General features: G+C 42.0%; 15 protein-coding genes and 1 pseudogene. 12 read left to right on the forward strand and 4 right to left on the reverse strand.

What is annotated here, in order from left to right; all coding sequences use genetic code 11:
• Positions 1 to 104 precede the first annotated feature (104 nt).
• From F890_RS04080 to F890_RS04110, 7 genes and pseudogenes are all read left to right on the forward strand, one after another.
• Positions 105 to 1,118 (forward strand): sulfate ABC transporter substrate-binding protein, encoded by a 1,014-nt coding sequence (locus F890_RS04080; RefSeq protein ID WP_005265775.1) that lies wholly within the window; start codon positions 105 to 107, stop codon positions 1,116 to 1,118.
• A 32-nt stretch (positions 1,119 to 1,150) separates the two neighbouring features.
• The gene (locus tag F890_RS04085; RefSeq protein WP_005265776.1) at positions 1,151 to 1,756 is read left to right on the forward strand and encodes an RBBP9/YdeN family alpha/beta hydrolase; all 606 of its coding nucleotides are present in this window, start codon (positions 1,151 to 1,153) and stop codon (positions 1,754 to 1,756) included.
• 87 nt (positions 1,757 to 1,843) lie between these two features.
• Positions 1,844 to 2,677 carry a sulfate ABC transporter permease subunit CysT gene (gene cysT / locus F890_RS04090; protein WP_004279076.1) on the forward strand — a complete coding sequence of 278 codons (834 nt, stop codon included), beginning with the start codon at positions 1,844 to 1,846 and terminating at the stop codon, positions 2,675 to 2,677.
• A complete protein-coding gene (gene cysW / locus F890_RS04095; RefSeq protein ID WP_004279077.1) occupies positions 2,674 to 3,567 on the forward strand; it encodes a sulfate ABC transporter permease subunit CysW in 894 nt (297 codons plus the stop codon). The genes cysT and cysW overlap by 4 nt, the downstream gene beginning before the upstream one ends.
• 11 nt (positions 3,568 to 3,578) lie before the next feature.
• A complete protein-coding gene (locus F890_RS04100) occupies positions 3,579 to 4,640 on the forward strand; it encodes a sulfate/molybdate ABC transporter ATP-binding protein (protein WP_004279078.1) in 1,062 nt (353 codons plus the stop codon).
• A gap of 53 nt (positions 4,641 to 4,693) precedes the next feature.
• Positions 4,694 to 5,617 carry a CysB family HTH-type transcriptional regulator gene (locus F890_RS04105; protein WP_005265777.1) on the forward strand — a complete coding sequence of 308 codons (924 nt, stop codon included), beginning with the start codon at positions 4,694 to 4,696 and terminating at the stop codon, positions 5,615 to 5,617.
• 114 nt (positions 5,618 to 5,731) lie between these two features.
• Positions 5,732 to 6,934 (forward strand): annotated as a pseudogene (locus tag F890_RS04110) (outer membrane protein transport protein).
• Between the two features lie 60 nt (positions 6,935 to 6,994).
• On the opposite strand, the gene carO reads toward F890_RS04110, so the two are convergent.
• Positions 6,995 to 7,723 carry an ornithine uptake porin CarO gene (gene carO / locus F890_RS04115; RefSeq protein ID WP_005265782.1) on the reverse strand — a complete coding sequence of 243 codons (729 nt, stop codon included), beginning with the start codon at positions 7,721 to 7,723 and terminating at the stop codon, positions 6,995 to 6,997.
• Positions 7,724 to 8,042: 319 nt separating this feature from the next.
• On the opposite strand from carO, the gene dapD reads away from it, so the two are divergent.
• The 5 genes from dapD (at position 8,043) to F890_RS04140 (ending at position 11,378) form a co-directional block, all read left to right on the forward strand.
• Positions 8,043 to 8,864 carry a 2,3,4,5-tetrahydropyridine-2,6-dicarboxylate N-succinyltransferase gene (dapD, locus tag F890_RS04120; RefSeq protein ID WP_004645637.1) on the forward strand — a complete coding sequence of 274 codons (822 nt, stop codon included), beginning with the start codon at positions 8,043 to 8,045 and terminating at the stop codon, positions 8,862 to 8,864.
• 131 nt (positions 8,865 to 8,995) lie between these two features.
• Positions 8,996 to 9,706, forward strand: a complete 711-nt coding sequence (gene queE / locus F890_RS04125; RefSeq protein ID WP_005265783.1) for a 7-carboxy-7-deazaguanine synthase QueE — start codon at positions 8,996 to 8,998, stop codon at positions 9,704 to 9,706.
• Positions 9,707 to 9,739: 33 nt separating this feature from the next.
• Positions 9,740 to 10,408, forward strand: coding sequence for a 7-cyano-7-deazaguanine synthase QueC (gene queC, locus F890_RS04130; protein WP_005097579.1), 669 nt, complete (start codon positions 9,740 to 9,742; stop codon positions 10,406 to 10,408).
• 16 nt (positions 10,409 to 10,424) lie between these two features.
• Positions 10,425 to 10,838 (forward strand): hypothetical protein, encoded by a 414-nt coding sequence (locus F890_RS04135; protein WP_005097581.1) that lies wholly within the window; start codon positions 10,425 to 10,427, stop codon positions 10,836 to 10,838.
• Between the two features lie 81 nt (positions 10,839 to 10,919).
• Positions 10,920 to 11,378: a peroxiredoxin gene (locus tag F890_RS04140; RefSeq protein ID WP_005265784.1), complete on the forward strand. Its 459-nt coding sequence runs from the start codon at positions 10,920 to 10,922 to the stop codon at positions 11,376 to 11,378.
• Positions 11,379 to 11,465: 87 nt separating this feature from the next.
• On the opposite strand, the gene F890_RS04145 is transcribed toward F890_RS04140, so the two are convergent.
• From F890_RS04145 to F890_RS04155, 3 genes are all read right to left on the reverse strand, one after another.
• Positions 11,466 to 12,029, reverse strand: coding sequence for a YceI family protein (locus tag F890_RS04145; RefSeq protein WP_026056541.1), 564 nt, complete (start codon positions 12,027 to 12,029; stop codon positions 11,466 to 11,468).
• Between the two features lie 35 nt (positions 12,030 to 12,064).
• Entirely contained in the window at positions 12,065 to 12,829 is a 765-nt protein-coding gene (locus tag F890_RS04150) for an IS5 family transposase (protein ID WP_005265787.1), read from the reverse strand.
• Positions 12,830 to 13,297: 468 nt separating this feature from the next.
• Positions 13,298 to 13,903, reverse strand: a complete 606-nt coding sequence (locus F890_RS04155; protein WP_005265788.1) for a LysE/ArgO family amino acid transporter — start codon at positions 13,901 to 13,903, stop codon at positions 13,298 to 13,300.
• Positions 13,904 to 13,912 lie beyond the last annotated feature (9 nt).

Here is a 13,912-nt window from a genome sequence, read left to right on the forward strand (position 1 = left end):
TATCTCTTTTTTTCATATAAAATTCATTTTTAATTATTTTTTATGCATAAAGAATAAGTTTATTCTGCGCTTATGTTACAGAACATATCAGAGATTCAGTCCAGATGAGCATTTCAAACACATTAAAACTTGGGGTTTTAGCAGCTGTTATCTCGGCAACCTCATTTGGTGCAGCAGCACGTGATTTTCTCAATGTATCCTATGATCCGACCCGTGAACTGTATGAAGATGTAAATAAGAATTTTGGCAAATATTGGGAAAGCCGTACCGGTCAAAAAATCAATTTCAAGCAATCGCATGGCGGTTCTGGCAAACAGGCACGTGCCGTGATTGATGGTCTGGATGCAGATATCGTAACGTTAGCATTGGCTGCCGATATTGATGTGCTGGCAGAAAAAGCTAAACTGTTACCTGCGGACTGGCAAAAGAAATTGCCGCAAAACTCGACGCCTTATACTTCAACCATCGTGTTCCTGGTGCGTAAAGGCAATCCGAAAGAGATTAAGGACTGGGGTGATCTGGTCAAACCGGGCGTAGCGATCATTACCCCAAACCCGAAAACTTCAGGCGGTGCACGCTGGAATTATCTGGCGGCTTGGGCTTGGGCCAAACATCAGGCGGGCGGCAACGATAAGACTGCGCAAGAATTTGTTCGTAAAATTTATAAAAATACCAAAGTTCTGGATTCCGGGGCACGTGGTTCAACCACGACCTTTGCTGAACGTGGCATTGGGGATGTTTTACTCGCATGGGAAAACGAAGCGCATTTAGCCCTTCGCGAACAGCCGGGCAAGTTTGAAATTATTACCCCTTCTCTGTCGATTCTGGCTGAGCCACCGGTGGCGATTGTAGAAAAAAATGCCAAGAAAAAAGGCAACCAGCACTTGGCTCAAGGTTATTTGAACTTCCTGTATTCGCCATTGGGTCAAGACCTGGCAGGTAAACATTATTATCGTCCACGTAATGCCAAAGTACTGGCCAAATACAGCCAAGTATTTAAGCCATTAAAACTGGTGACGGTTGATCAGGAATTTGGCGGCTGGAGCAAGGTACAAAAAGCCCACTTTGAAAATGGTGGTGTATTTGACCAGATCGTTAAAGCCAACAGCGCGAAATAATTTTCCAAGCTGATTGATATAGGAGCATCGACATGATTCATACGCTTATCGTTCCTGGTGTAGGTGGCAGTGAATACAACCACTGGCAAACCTGCTTACAGCACCGGCTGATGCGATGCTCCCGTGTGCAGCAAAAGGACTGGAATCATCCGGTACTGGATATCTGGGTAGCAGAATTTGTCAAAACTCTGCAAGCCATTCCAGCAGAGGTTCAGATTGTCGCACACAGCTTTGGCTGTCTGACCAGTATTGCGGCCCTTGCCCGACATCCCGAACTCAATGCAAAAGTAAAAAATCTGCTATTGGTGGCACCAGCTAATCCGGCACGATTTGGGGAAAATGGTTTTTCGCGCGACAGTCAGACTGACTACAGCACCTATTTTCAACAGCTCAAGCTTCAGGTGCCCACCACGTTATTGATCAGTGAAAATGATCCCTGGTTAAGTTTTGAAGATGCGCACATACTGGCTCAAGCCTGGAAAATCAAACCAATTAATCTGGGTGCAGTCGGTCATGTCAATGTCGCTTCTGGTTTTGGCCCTTTTCCTGAAATTGAACACTATTTGATTTCAGAAAACACTATGCCCCATATCAGCAAAGTTGATGAGAGCAAGTGTTATTTTAAATTTGCATTTTAGTCGCTGCAAATTATGCTTGTGCCCAAATTGTTTTTTTTATTTTAGCTGATTGACTTCAATCAGCTTTCTCTCTTCTGAGGAGTAATCATGTCGCAGCGATCCCGAGTGCTGCCAGGATTTGGTCTTTCTCTAGGCTTTACCCTAGCGTATTTGTCATTAATCGTTTTGATCCCGCTGTCAGCTGTTTTTATTAAATCACTGGGCATTGGCTGGGATGGCTTATGGGAAATCCTGAGCTCTGAACGTATCTTGAAATCATTGCAGTTAAGTTTCACCGCGGCCATTGTCGCTGCACTGGTCAATGTAGTGTTTGGCCTGTTACTGGCGTGGTGTCTGGTACGTTACAGCTTTCCGGGCAAACGTATTGTCGATGCCCTGGTAGATTTGCCTTTTGCCTTACCCACTGCGGTTGCGGGTATTGCCCTGACCTCTTTATATGCACCGACCGGCTGGATTGGTCAATATTTAGAACCGATTGGCATTCAAGTCGCTTATACCCCGATTGGTATTACACTGGCATTGATCTTTATTGGTCTGCCTTTTGTAGTGCGTACGGTTCAGCCAGTCCTTAGCGATCTGGAAACCGAACTGGAAGAAGCTGCATCTGCATTGGGTGCCAACCGTTTTCAGATTGTGACCAAAGTGATTTTCCCAATTCTGCTGCCTGCGCTGATCACTGGCTTCGCTTTAGCCTTTGCCCGTGGTGTCGGTGAATATGGTTCAGTGATCTTTATTGCTGGTAACCAGCCTTTTGAAACGGAAATTGCACCCTTAATGATTATTTCTCGCCTAGAAGAATATGACTATGCCGGTGCAACCACGATTGCTGTCGTCATGCTACTGATTTCCTTCGTGATGCTATTCCTGATTAACTTATTACAGGCATGGGCTAGCCGTCGTACCGGGAGAACTGCGCGATGAGTTTAAATACCAACAGCAATGCGCTGGCTGAAAAGTTGCAATCCCGTGATGCAACCCGTGAGCCAACTTGGGTACGTTATACGCTGCTCACTATTGCCTTAATCTTCTTTTTAAGCTGCCTGATTCTGCCCTTGATTCTGGTTTTTGTTGAAGCCTTTAAACAAGGGGTTGGCGTTTATACCCAAGCGCTGGTGCATCCGGATACTCTGTCGGCAGTAAAACTTACCTTGCTGACGGCTGCAATCGCAGTACCGCTCAACGTCGTATTTGGTGTTGCGGCAGCCTGGTCTGTAGCGAAGTTCAACTTTCCGGGGAAATCATTCCTGACCACCATTATTGATCTCCCTTTCTCGGTTTCACCTGTGATCGCGGGTATGATGCTGGTGCTGATTTTCGGTACCCAAGGCTGGATGGGTTCTTGGCTGATGGATCACGATATCAAGATCCTTTATGCAGTGCCTGCGATTGTCCTAGCGACTATCTTTATTACGGTACCTTTTGTTGCGCGTGAGCTAATTCCGTTAATGGAAGCACAAGGAACCGAAGAAGAAGAAGCTGCGATTGTACTCGGTGCATCTGGCTGGCAGACTTTCTGGAAAGTGACCCTGCCCAATATCAAATGGGGTCTGATCTATGGCGTGATTCTGTGTAATGCGCGGGCCATGGGTGAATTTGGTGCGGTGTCGGTGGTTTCCGGCCATATCCGTGGTGAAACCAATACCTTGCCGCTACACGTCGAAATTCTTTATAACGAATATACCTTTAGTGCTGCGTTTGCCGTGTCATCACTCCTGGCTCTCCTCGCAATTGTAACCCTGATTTTAAAAACATGGGTGGAACTGCGCCAGGAAAAACAAGACAAACGTAATGAAGATTCAACAGTTTCTTAAGGAATGCCCACATGAGTATTCAAGTACAAAATATTGAAAAACACTTTGGTGCATTCCATGCACTGAAAAATATCTCGCTGGATTTTCCAGATGGTCAACTGGTCGCGCTTCTTGGCCCATCTGGTTGTGGCAAAACCACTTTGCTACGGATTATTGCCGGCCTGGAATCTGCGGATGGTGGCCAAGTGATTTTAGAAGGTCAGGATGCCACCAATGTTCATGTGCGCGAGCGTGAAGTCGGTTTTGTATTCCAGCACTATGCCCTATTCCGTCATATGACGGTATTTGACAACATCGCCTTTGGCCTGCGTGTGCGTCCACGTAAAACCCGTCCATCGGAAGCGGAAATTAAAAAACGTGTGACACGTTTACTCGACTTGGTTCAGCTCGGTTTCCTGGCTGACCGATATCCAGCTCAACTTTCTGGGGGTCAGCGTCAGCGTATTGCCCTTGCACGTGCTCTGGCCGTTGAACCACGTGTATTATTACTAGATGAACCTTTCGGTGCACTGGATGCCAAAGTGCGTAAGGAACTGCGTCGCTGGTTACGTACCCTGCATGACGAATTGCATATTACTTCGATCTTCGTGACTCATGATCAGGAAGAAGCACTTGAAGTTGCAGATCAGATCGTAGTAATGAACAAAGGCAATGTAGAGCAGATCGGTTCACCGCGTGAGGTCTATGAAACCCCGAAAACTCCATTTGTATTCGACTTTTTGGGTCAGGCGAACCGTTTTGAAGGTCAGAACCATGGCGGCCTCATCCAACTCGGCGAAGACCGCATTCAATTTGAGGGTGCAAAAAATGCCGCTCAAGGTGAAGTGATTTTATTCGCGCGTCCAGATGAACTACGCATTCATGCACAGCCACACGACAATGCCATTCAGGCGACCTTCATTCGTGAATTATGGATCGCGGGTAAAGTCGTTGCTGAGCTAAATGATCGTCAAGGCAATCTGATTGAAATTTTACTGACGCCTGATGAAGCGAGAGCGCATCAATTCCGCCCAAATCAAACTGTTTGGTTAAGTGCGGTGAATTTGCATTTATTTGAAAACCAGGTCGCTTAAGATCAAAAGATGGGGCTTTAAAATGCCCCATCCTCTTCTAGGGTAAGAGAATTATGAATTTCCAACAATTAAGAATTATACGAGAAACGGTTAGACAAAACTTTAATTTAACTGAAGCTTCCGCTGCGCTTTATACTTCACAGTCTGGGGTAAGTAAGCATATTAAAGATCTGGAAGATGAACTCGGGGTGCAGTTATTTATCCGCAAAGGTAAACGTCTACTGGGCTTAACCGAACCGGGTCAGGCACTTTTAGGCATTGTGGAACGCATGCTGGTCGATGCCGACAATATCAAACGTCTGGCGGATGATTTCAATAAAGTCGATGAAGGCACATTGACCATTGCCACGACGCATACCCAGGCGCGTTATGTGTTGCCACCAATTGTCAGCCAATTCAAAAAAGAATTCCCTAAAGTACATTTGATTTTGCAACAGGCCAGCCCGGTTGAAATCACGGAAATGCTGCTGCAAGGTCAAGCCGATATCGGTATTGCGACCGAAGCACTCACCACTGAAGATAATCTGGCCAGCGTACCTTATTATAACTGGCAGCATAGTATTATTACCCCACAGAATCATCCATTGGCAAGCAAAGAGCACGTGCGTATTGAAGATCTGGCGCATTACCCGATTATCACTTATCATGGTGGTTTTACCGGTCGCTCCAAGATTGATACCGCCTTTGAAGAAGCCGGCTTTGATGTCGATATCGTCATGTCCGCACTCGATGCTGATGTCATCAAAACCTATGTGGAAATGAATATGGGCGTCGGCATTGTCAACGATGTCGCTTATGACCCGGAGCGTGATTACCGTTTAAAGCAGATTAAAACGGATATTTTTGGTATGAATACCACCTGGATTGCGGTACGTAAAGGACATTTACTACGTGGTTATGGCTATGAGTTTATTTCCCTGTGCTCGCCGGATGCCGATATTAAAGCGCTTAAAAAAGTCGCCTATCCAGACGAATAAAAATATATAAGTTTTCAATCAAAGAGGCCAGCGAGCCTCTTTATTATTTTCAAGTGGATAATCTGTATAAATATCAAGCATAATCACATTAATAATAAATTGAATTATACCAATATGATCGACAGCAAATTTGCTCTTTTCTGTATGGGCTGCGCTTTTTCTGGGTCAGGTTATAGCGCTGCTTTTGAACAGTCCAATCAAAGTATTCAGTCTTTTTTTGAAAAAAATCATTATGCTGAAATTTTATTGGCTTGGGTTCGCCCTGATATTAGCGGTCAGGTACAGCATACCGAGCAGCTGCAACAACTGGGTATTACTGACTTTTCTACGGGCCAACTTGCCAGTACGCAATTTATCTCTAATGTTGCCTTAAAATTACAGCTTCACCCTCAACTATCATGGGGACTGATTTATGATCAGCCTTATCATGTAGATGTGGCTTATAGTTATAATCCTGTTTTTGCAGGTGAAGCGCTTTCTGTTGAGGCCGCGACTATCCAGTTTGATAGCCACAATCTCACATCATTAATCGGCTTTCAACCGGATAATCACTGGAATTTTTATACAGGGCTAAGTTATCAAAGTCTGGAAGGAAGCTTATATTTATCCGGGCAAACCTTTTATATATTTAATGGTTATCGGGCTACATTTGAACAAGATCCCGCTTGGGGCTGGCTTGCAGGATTCAGTTATCAACTACCCGAATATTTTTTTAGAACTGCACTGACTTACCGTTCAGCCATTGCTCACCATCATAAAACTGCTGAATCGATTGTCGTAGGCACCAATCCCTCCCCCTATACCCAGATTCAAACCCCTTAATCCATCCATCTGGATTTTCAAACAGGATTGCCTTATCAAAAGGCCTTTTATGGCACATTACGCTGGTTAAACTGGCAAAATTTTGTCATTCAGCCGCCTAAATTCGGTGCAGTGATTGACTATGCGGCCTTAGAATTTCCAGAATTAAAATCATTCAGGATGATTGATTATCGGGAGGATCAATGGTCTGCCAAAATCGGTCTGGCGCATCAATGGCCCTCCTTTGGCATAAACTCTATCGAGCTTTTATGGGATTCCGGTACAGGAAATCCGGCTTCGACATTAAATCCGAGTGATGGATATTGGGGTATTGGACTAGGTCATCTTTACAAGATTCAAGATACTTGGGATATTGCCACAGGATTCTATTATTTAAAATTTCAAAAACCTAAGGTCTCAACATCTGAGTCACTTATGCCTCAGATTGCAGGCTTATCCGCTGTTTCTGATAATAGTGCCTGGATCATGGGCTTAAAACTGGGTTATCACTTTTAAATTGCTCAGTTCAAAGCATAAAAAAAACGAGCCGAAGCTCGTTTTTTATGCAGCTCAAGCTTAGAAGCGGAAGCTTACACCCAGTTTCGCTACTGGTAGCCATTCGTATTCATTGTCGTTACGAATATTACGTTCTTCACGTTCAACTTGGTCAGCAAAGTCGGCAACAACGCCATCTGTACTTATAGCAGTCCCTGTAGGAGTTAAGTTAACTGTTGGGTTGCCATTATAATAGGCACCGATTTCACCGAATACGCCCCAACGGTTGGTAATCGCTGGAGAGAAACCAATCCCTACATAAGGTGCAATATTATTTTTATATGATAATTGACCATTAATACGTGCATCTCCTACCGCCTCGAATTCAACATTATTAACGCGGAAAGTCTCACCACCACGGACACGACGATCGATATCATAATCATTATCAATATATGCAACACCGGCTGCCATATAGAACCAGTTTGCCCAAGGACGAATTTCAGCATTCAAGTAAGTCAGGTTATTGTCCATATCCAAGTCATAATCAGAACCATTGATTGATAAATCATCAGACCAGGAAATGTCTCCACCGTTATAACCTAGAGTGACACCTACATATGGGTTAGCACTCCAGGAAATTGCACCACCATAACCGGTAGTACCGACTTCAGCACGAACAGAAGCTGGTTTAAAGAAAGAGAATTCAGCAACGCCTTCATCTGTTACGATTGTTTCATCAGCAGCCATCGCAGAACCCGCTGCTAGAGCTAAGACTGATACTGCTAAAATATTATGTAAAGATTTCATTATTTCTCTCCTCAAAAGAACTTATTTTGATCATTAGTTATTCGTGATAGGCTCAATATAAAGGACTTAAAAAATATTTTTTATTCACATTTTGCTCATCTTTTGTTATTTTTTGATACAAATTAATTTTTCTTGTTGAGAACCAAGTGTTTTCTAACACTTCTCCTACATTTCAACATAATGAAAAAGTACACTTATCACTTTAATAATTTCACGCTTTCTACACTTCTGGTTATTTTTCATCTATTTTTAGTGCTTTCAACTATTTTTCCTGCAATATAGTGTAAAATCTAGAAAATTTTTTTCTGGAAGGAAGATCATGTCGCAGCTTTCAACAATCATTGAACAAGCGTTTGAAGACCGTGCGAATTTTACAGCTGCAGATTGCTCTGCTGAAATCCGTCAAGCAGTTGAGGAAGTAATTGCTGGTCTAGACAATGGTACTTTACGTGTTGCTGAAAAAATCGATGGTGAATGGGTTGTTCATCAATGGATTAAAAAAGCGGTATTGTTATCATTTAAATTAAACGACAATAAACCAATGGAAGCTTGTGATCTTCGTTTCTATGACAAAGTAGAGACTAAATTCTCAGGTTGGACTGAAGAACAATTCAAGGCTGCTGGTGTACGTGTCGTACCACCTGCTGTCGCACGTAAAGGTTCTTTCCAGGCTAAAGGCGTGATCTTGATGCCTTCTTATGTCAACATCGGTGCTTATGTAGATGAAGGCACGATGGTTGATACTTGGGCAACTGTAGGTTCATGTGCGCAAATTGGTAAAAATGTTCACTTGTCAGGTGGTGTAGGTATTGGTGGTGTGCTTGAACCGCTTCAAGCGAATCCAACCATTATTGAAGATAACTGCTTTATCGGTGCACGTTCTGAAATTGTGGAAGGCGTAATCGTTGAAGAAGGTTCTGTGATTTCAATGGGCGTATTCATTGGTCAATCGACCAAGATTTATGACCGTGCCACTGGCGAAATTCATTATGGTCGCGTACCAGCAGGTTCTGTCGTTGTTGCAGGTAGCCTTCCATCTAAATGCGGTACTTATAGCTTGTATGCTGCCATTATCGTGAAAAAAGTTGATGCACAAACTCGTTCTAAAACAAGTCTGAACGATCTATTACGCGAAGACTAAGATGTCTTAACTTAGAGGACACATTCGTGTTCCTCGGAGCTTCAACTGCTCCTCGTCTCTACGATTAGTAATAATCGTAGGGATTTTTATTTTTATACCCGGTTATTTATTTTTCATTGGTTAGTTTTGTTATGAATACGCTTCGATCTTCCGCAATTCCTGTCTCTGATCCGTCTGCGGGTTTACGCATTACGGAGATTTTCTATTCATTGCAAGGTGAAGCCAATGCCGCAGGATTGCCAACAGTATTTATCCGTTTAACCGGTTGCCCATTACGTTGTAGCTATTGTGATACCACCTATTCCTTTGAAGGTGGTGAGCGTCAGTCTCTAGACGATATTATCCAGACTACGCTTGATTTTAAAACGCCTTACGTCTGTGTGACCGGTGGTGAACCTCTGGCACAGCCCAATGCCCTGCCCCTGATGCAGCGACTGGCAGATTTAGGATGTCAGGTTTCACTTGAAACCAGTGGGGCTCTAGATGTGTCCAAAGTGGATTCACGTGTTTCCAAAGTCCTCGATTTAAAAACACCAACTTCAGGTGAAGTTGCACGGAATTTGCTTTCTAATCTTGATCATTTAAATGCACATGATCAAATCAAGTTTGTGATATGCAATCGTGAAGACTATGAATGGTCAAAGCAGCAGTTAGAACTGTACCAACTTCAAGACAAAGTGAGTACAGTTTGGTTTTCGCCTGCATTTGCGGTCGAAAAAGGTGCAGTTCAGTTACCACCACTGGCACGTGATTTGGCTCAGTGGATTTTAGAAGACCATCTCCCTGTTCGTTTCCAGTTACAGCTGCACAAGTTGTTATGGAATGATGAAACTGGTCGTTAATTTTTTGTAAAGTATTTTTTGGAGAATCAGCTTATGCGCCCTCGTGCCATTGTCCTGTTATCTGGCGGATTAGACTCAACAACATGTCTGGCTTGGGCGCAGGCACGCTATGAATGTATCGCACTCAGTTTTCGATATGGTCAGCGTTCAACGACCGAGCTGGATGCAGCAAAAGCTTTAACGCAACGTGCGGGTGTGGAACATCGTGTCATCAATATTGATCTGGGTAATCTGGGTGGCTCAGCCCTTACCGATCATAGTATTGAAGTGCCCGACCATGAACAGGCTGGCATTCCGATTACCTATGTTCCGGCACGTAATACTATCTTCTTGTCTTACGCCTTAGCAGCAGCTGAAGTGTTCGAAGCTGAAGCGATTGTTATCGGAATTAATGCGGTTGATTACTCCGGTTATCCGGATTGTCGCCCAGAATTTATTGACGCATTTGCCAACATGGCACGCTTGGCGACCAAGGTTGGCGTAGAGGGTCAGGCGCTCAAATTTGAAACACCTTTGTTACATTTATCCAAAGCAAATATTATTCGCTTAGGTATTGAACATGGCGTAGACTACAGTCAAACGGTGTCATGCTATCAAGCAGATGACCAAGGACGTGCCTGTGGCAAATGCGACAGTTGTCGTTTACGTAAACAGGGTTTTGCGGACGCAGGTGTTGAAGACCCGACACGTTATATACCGTAATAACAAGGTAGAGTTTATGAAGAATTTAAAATCAAGCATCGTGCTTTCAGCAATTGTTTCGGCTGCTGCTATGTTCGCAACTACGGCTCAAGCGGCTGATGACAAATTACAACAAGCTTATAAAAGCACCAATGTAAAATCTGCATTGATCAATGTTTGTAAAAATGAAACTGGCAAAAGTAAAAAATTGACGGCTGCTGAAGTCAGCAAATATTGTGGTTGTGCTATTGAAGCGGATGGCAAATTAACCAATGCACAAAAATGGGAAATTCAAAGTACCATTAACCAGAAGAAAAGCCCAGGCACTCTAGCTTTTGTACAGAAGCAGAATAAAGATCTTCAAGCATGCTTTGGTCCACAGTTAACAGGCAAACTGAAAACTTTGACTGAAGAAGCAATGAAATCAGCTCAAGCGGCACCAAAGAAATAAGATCTGATGATTCTTTGATAAAATAAGCCACTATAATGTGGCTTATTTTTTTGAAAAAATTTAAAGAAAACAGGAGTTTTTATGTCTGAAATTAGTTTGCTTGACCAGAATTTTCCTGCGACGACAGGCGAAATCAATTTAACCCAGTTAAATACAGAATGGCTGGTGATTTATTTTTATCCTAAAGATTCTACGCCAGGCTGTACGACTCAGGCAGTTGGCTTTTCCTGTTTAAAAGATCAGTTCGATGCTTTAAACACCACAATTCTTGGCGTATCACGTGATTCGGTAAAAGCGCATCAGAACTTTACTGAAAAGCAAAATTTGAGTATCAATCTGATCAGCGATAAAGAAGAAGTGTTGTGCAATCACTTTGATGTGATTAAAGAAAAGAACATGTATGGCAAACAAGTGATGGGCATTGAGCGTTCAACTTTTATTTTCCATAACGGTGAACTGGTTAAAGAGTACCGCAAAGTCAAAGCAGCAGGTCATGCAGAACAAGTTTTGGAAGATTTAAAAGCTTTGCAAGCTGCTTAATTGTATGCTTGTGTATGAATAGAAGCTCGAAACATTCGGGCTTTTTTTTACGATAACATTTGTATAATCAAGTATTTTATATCTACCCTAGTTCATTTCACACTGGCCTGATAGATGAAGATTCACTTTATCCCCTACGCCGGCAATTCCTTTTTTCATACCAAAATCCCTACGGTTAATCACGGCTGATGCCTGAACATCAAGCAGGTTGGCATTTGACATACTGGGTTTAAACGTGGTTTCAAAAATCACAGGTTTGGTCACACCCCGTAGGGTTAAATGACCTAAAACATTGTATTTGCCATTACCCAAGTCTTTAAACTGGATACTTTTAAAAATTACAGTCTTATATTTTTCTACATAAAACAGGTCTTCGCCCAAAATCATATGTTTAAATAGCGGTTTACTAAAGCTTAAACTTTCCACATCCATGACCAGATGGGTTGAGGCATTGTGCGGTGCTTTAGCATCAAACTGCATTGTAGATTGAACCTGATTGAACTTGGCTTTAACTACAGTAAGACCCATCGACTTAATCTCAAAACCGACATCACTTTTGGGAGTTAAGGTCCATGATCTTGCAAAAGACTGACTGGTCAAAGCTAAACAGATCGCTAGGCTAAGGAGCCCAGTTTTTATTATTGTTTTCAATTTTAAATCCACCTTGTTTAGGGTCTGTTGACATTTCAAGTATAGAATTTACCCGATAAAGGTAGCCAAATAAATATACAAGCTAATGCAACTGCCCCCTCATAGCTACACTTTAGCTTATCATATCGTGTTGCTATTCCTCTGAACTGCTTTAACCTACAAAATGCATTCTCAACTAAGTGTCTGATTTTATATAAATACCAATCCATATGATCATTATTTGACTGAGTATTTGATTTTCTTGGAATATTCGCTTTAGTTTTTTTCACAGATATTTGTTCTCTTAATGATTCAGAGTCATATCCTTTGTCTGCACAACATACTTCCGTTTCACTCAAATCAAGTTTTTCAATCATTTTGGGAGCAATCTTGACATCATGTATCGTTCCATCGGAGATAATAATTTCGATTGGATTACCATCCGCATCAACAGCTAAGTGTATTTTAGAACTATTTCCACCAATGCTTTTAGAAATATCCTGATCTTTTATTCCAGCAGAATGTTGGTGTGCCCGAACATGACTAGCATCAATAAAAATCCATTCCATATCAGCATTTGAAGAAATTAATTTAAATATTTTCATTAACTTATCATTTTTACACCAACGATTATATTTTTTAAAGATTGAGTTATACGAACCAAATTCTTTAGGCAAATCACGCCATGGGCAGCCTGTTCTTATTCTATAAAGTATTGCTTCGACAAAATTTCTCAAATTAGATTTGGAATAGATATCAAAATTTCGGAAAATAGAAAGTAACTTAGACCAGTGTTGATCATTCAGCATTGTACGAGGCATAGCGAGAAGTAAATTTGGTTTGGCGATTAAATTTTACTTTCTCGCTATTTTTTTGAACAGAAAATGTCAACAGGCCCTAATTTCTTATTGATCGGATTTAAGTACACCGCTTAATCTGAAACTAAACTTTCTTGTTTTTGAGCGAACAGGTTTTCGTTATTTTTATACCAGTTTATTGAAGTTTTTGTAAAATCATTCATGACTAACGGACAAAATACTTGCTTTGATTTTTCTCTAATAAGTGGCCCTGCTAGCCTAGCAGGAGACTGGTTTCATCTTATAAAATTTTGATTTTATAAATTTTTTATACAAACCAGATCCTTTATTTTAAGTTCAATTTATATTGGAAATATCCATGTGCTTGCAGCACTGAAAAGAGTTGTTTTCTACGCTGCCTATTCACGATCACTATCTAAAATCACACGCTTAGACAACTCTTAACCGATCTATCAGCTTTCGTAGCCTGAATCAAATACTGAGAATTAATGACACTGCGACGCCCCACATGGTACAGGCAATAATAGCATCCAGTATTTTCCATGCTTTTGGATGTTGGAACCAAGGCGTCAGTATCTTTGCCCCATATCCCAAACTAAAGAAGAAAAACCAGGAAGCACAGACAGCGCCTAAAGCAAACCACCATTTTCCTAAGGCGTATTGAGTTGAAATTGATCCAATCAATATAACTGTGTCTAAGTAAACATGCGGATTCAGCCAGGTAAAAGCCAGGCAGATCATCAGTACTTGTAGAAAATGCTCTGTGAGCTGATCACTTGGTGCCAAAACCTCTGTTGATTTAAATGCGCTGATCGCATGGTGCAAACCATAATAAAACAGGAATCCTGCGCCAATATATTTAGAAAATATAATAATATCCGGATAATGTTCAATGACACGCGCAAAGCCCAGTACGCCAAGCAGAATTAAAATGGAATCAGACAAGGCACAAATCACACAGACCCAGAACACATGCTGCTGTTTTAAACCTTGCTTTAATACAAAAGCATTCTGTGCACCGATACTGACAATCAGGCTCATTCCCACAGCAAAACCACTCATCATATAACTGAACATCACATTCCC

It is taken from the genome of Acinetobacter sp. CIP 64.7 (assembly GCF_000369745.1).
GTDB lineage: Bacteria > Pseudomonadota > Gammaproteobacteria > Pseudomonadales > Moraxellaceae > Acinetobacter > Acinetobacter fasciculus.

What these genes read in the sequence shown, in the direction of transcription:
- F890_RS04080 (WP_005265775.1), top strand. Translation starts at nt 105, where the DNA reads ATGAGCATTTCAAACACATTAAAACTTGGGGTTTTAGCAGCTGTTATC.
- F890_RS04085 (WP_005265776.1), top strand. Translation starts at nt 1,151, where the DNA reads ATGATTCATACGCTTATCGTTCCTGGTGTAGGTGGCAGTGAATACAAC.
- cysT (WP_004279076.1), top strand. Translation starts at nt 1,844, where the DNA reads ATGTCGCAGCGATCCCGAGTGCTGCCAGGATTTGGTCTTTCTCTAGGC.
- cysW (WP_004279077.1), top strand. Translation starts at nt 2,674, where the DNA reads ATGAGTTTAAATACCAACAGCAATGCGCTGGCTGAAAAGTTGCAATCC.
- F890_RS04100 (WP_004279078.1), top strand. Translation starts at nt 3,579, where the DNA reads ATGAGTATTCAAGTACAAAATATTGAAAAACACTTTGGTGCATTCCAT.
- F890_RS04105 (WP_005265777.1), top strand. Translation starts at nt 4,694, where the DNA reads ATGAATTTCCAACAATTAAGAATTATACGAGAAACGGTTAGACAAAAC.
- carO (WP_005265782.1), bottom strand. Translation starts at nt 7,723, where the DNA reads ATGAAATCTTTACATAATATTTTAGCAGTATCAGTCTTAGCTCTAGCA.
- dapD (WP_004645637.1), top strand. Translation starts at nt 8,043, where the DNA reads ATGTCGCAGCTTTCAACAATCATTGAACAAGCGTTTGAAGACCGTGCG.
- queE (WP_005265783.1), top strand. Translation starts at nt 8,996, where the DNA reads ATGAATACGCTTCGATCTTCCGCAATTCCTGTCTCTGATCCGTCTGCG.
- queC (WP_005097579.1), top strand. Translation starts at nt 9,740, where the DNA reads ATGCGCCCTCGTGCCATTGTCCTGTTATCTGGCGGATTAGACTCAACA.
- F890_RS04135 (WP_005097581.1), top strand. Translation starts at nt 10,425, where the DNA reads ATGAAGAATTTAAAATCAAGCATCGTGCTTTCAGCAATTGTTTCGGCT.
- F890_RS04140 (WP_005265784.1), top strand. Translation starts at nt 10,920, where the DNA reads ATGTCTGAAATTAGTTTGCTTGACCAGAATTTTCCTGCGACGACAGGC.
- F890_RS04150 (WP_005265787.1), bottom strand. Translation starts at nt 12,829, where the DNA reads ATGCCTCGTACAATGCTGAATGATCAACACTGGTCTAAGTTACTTTCT.
- F890_RS04155 (WP_005265788.1), bottom strand. Translation starts at nt 13,903, where the DNA reads ATGTTCAGTTATATGATGAGTGGTTTTGCTGTGGGAATGAGCCTGATT.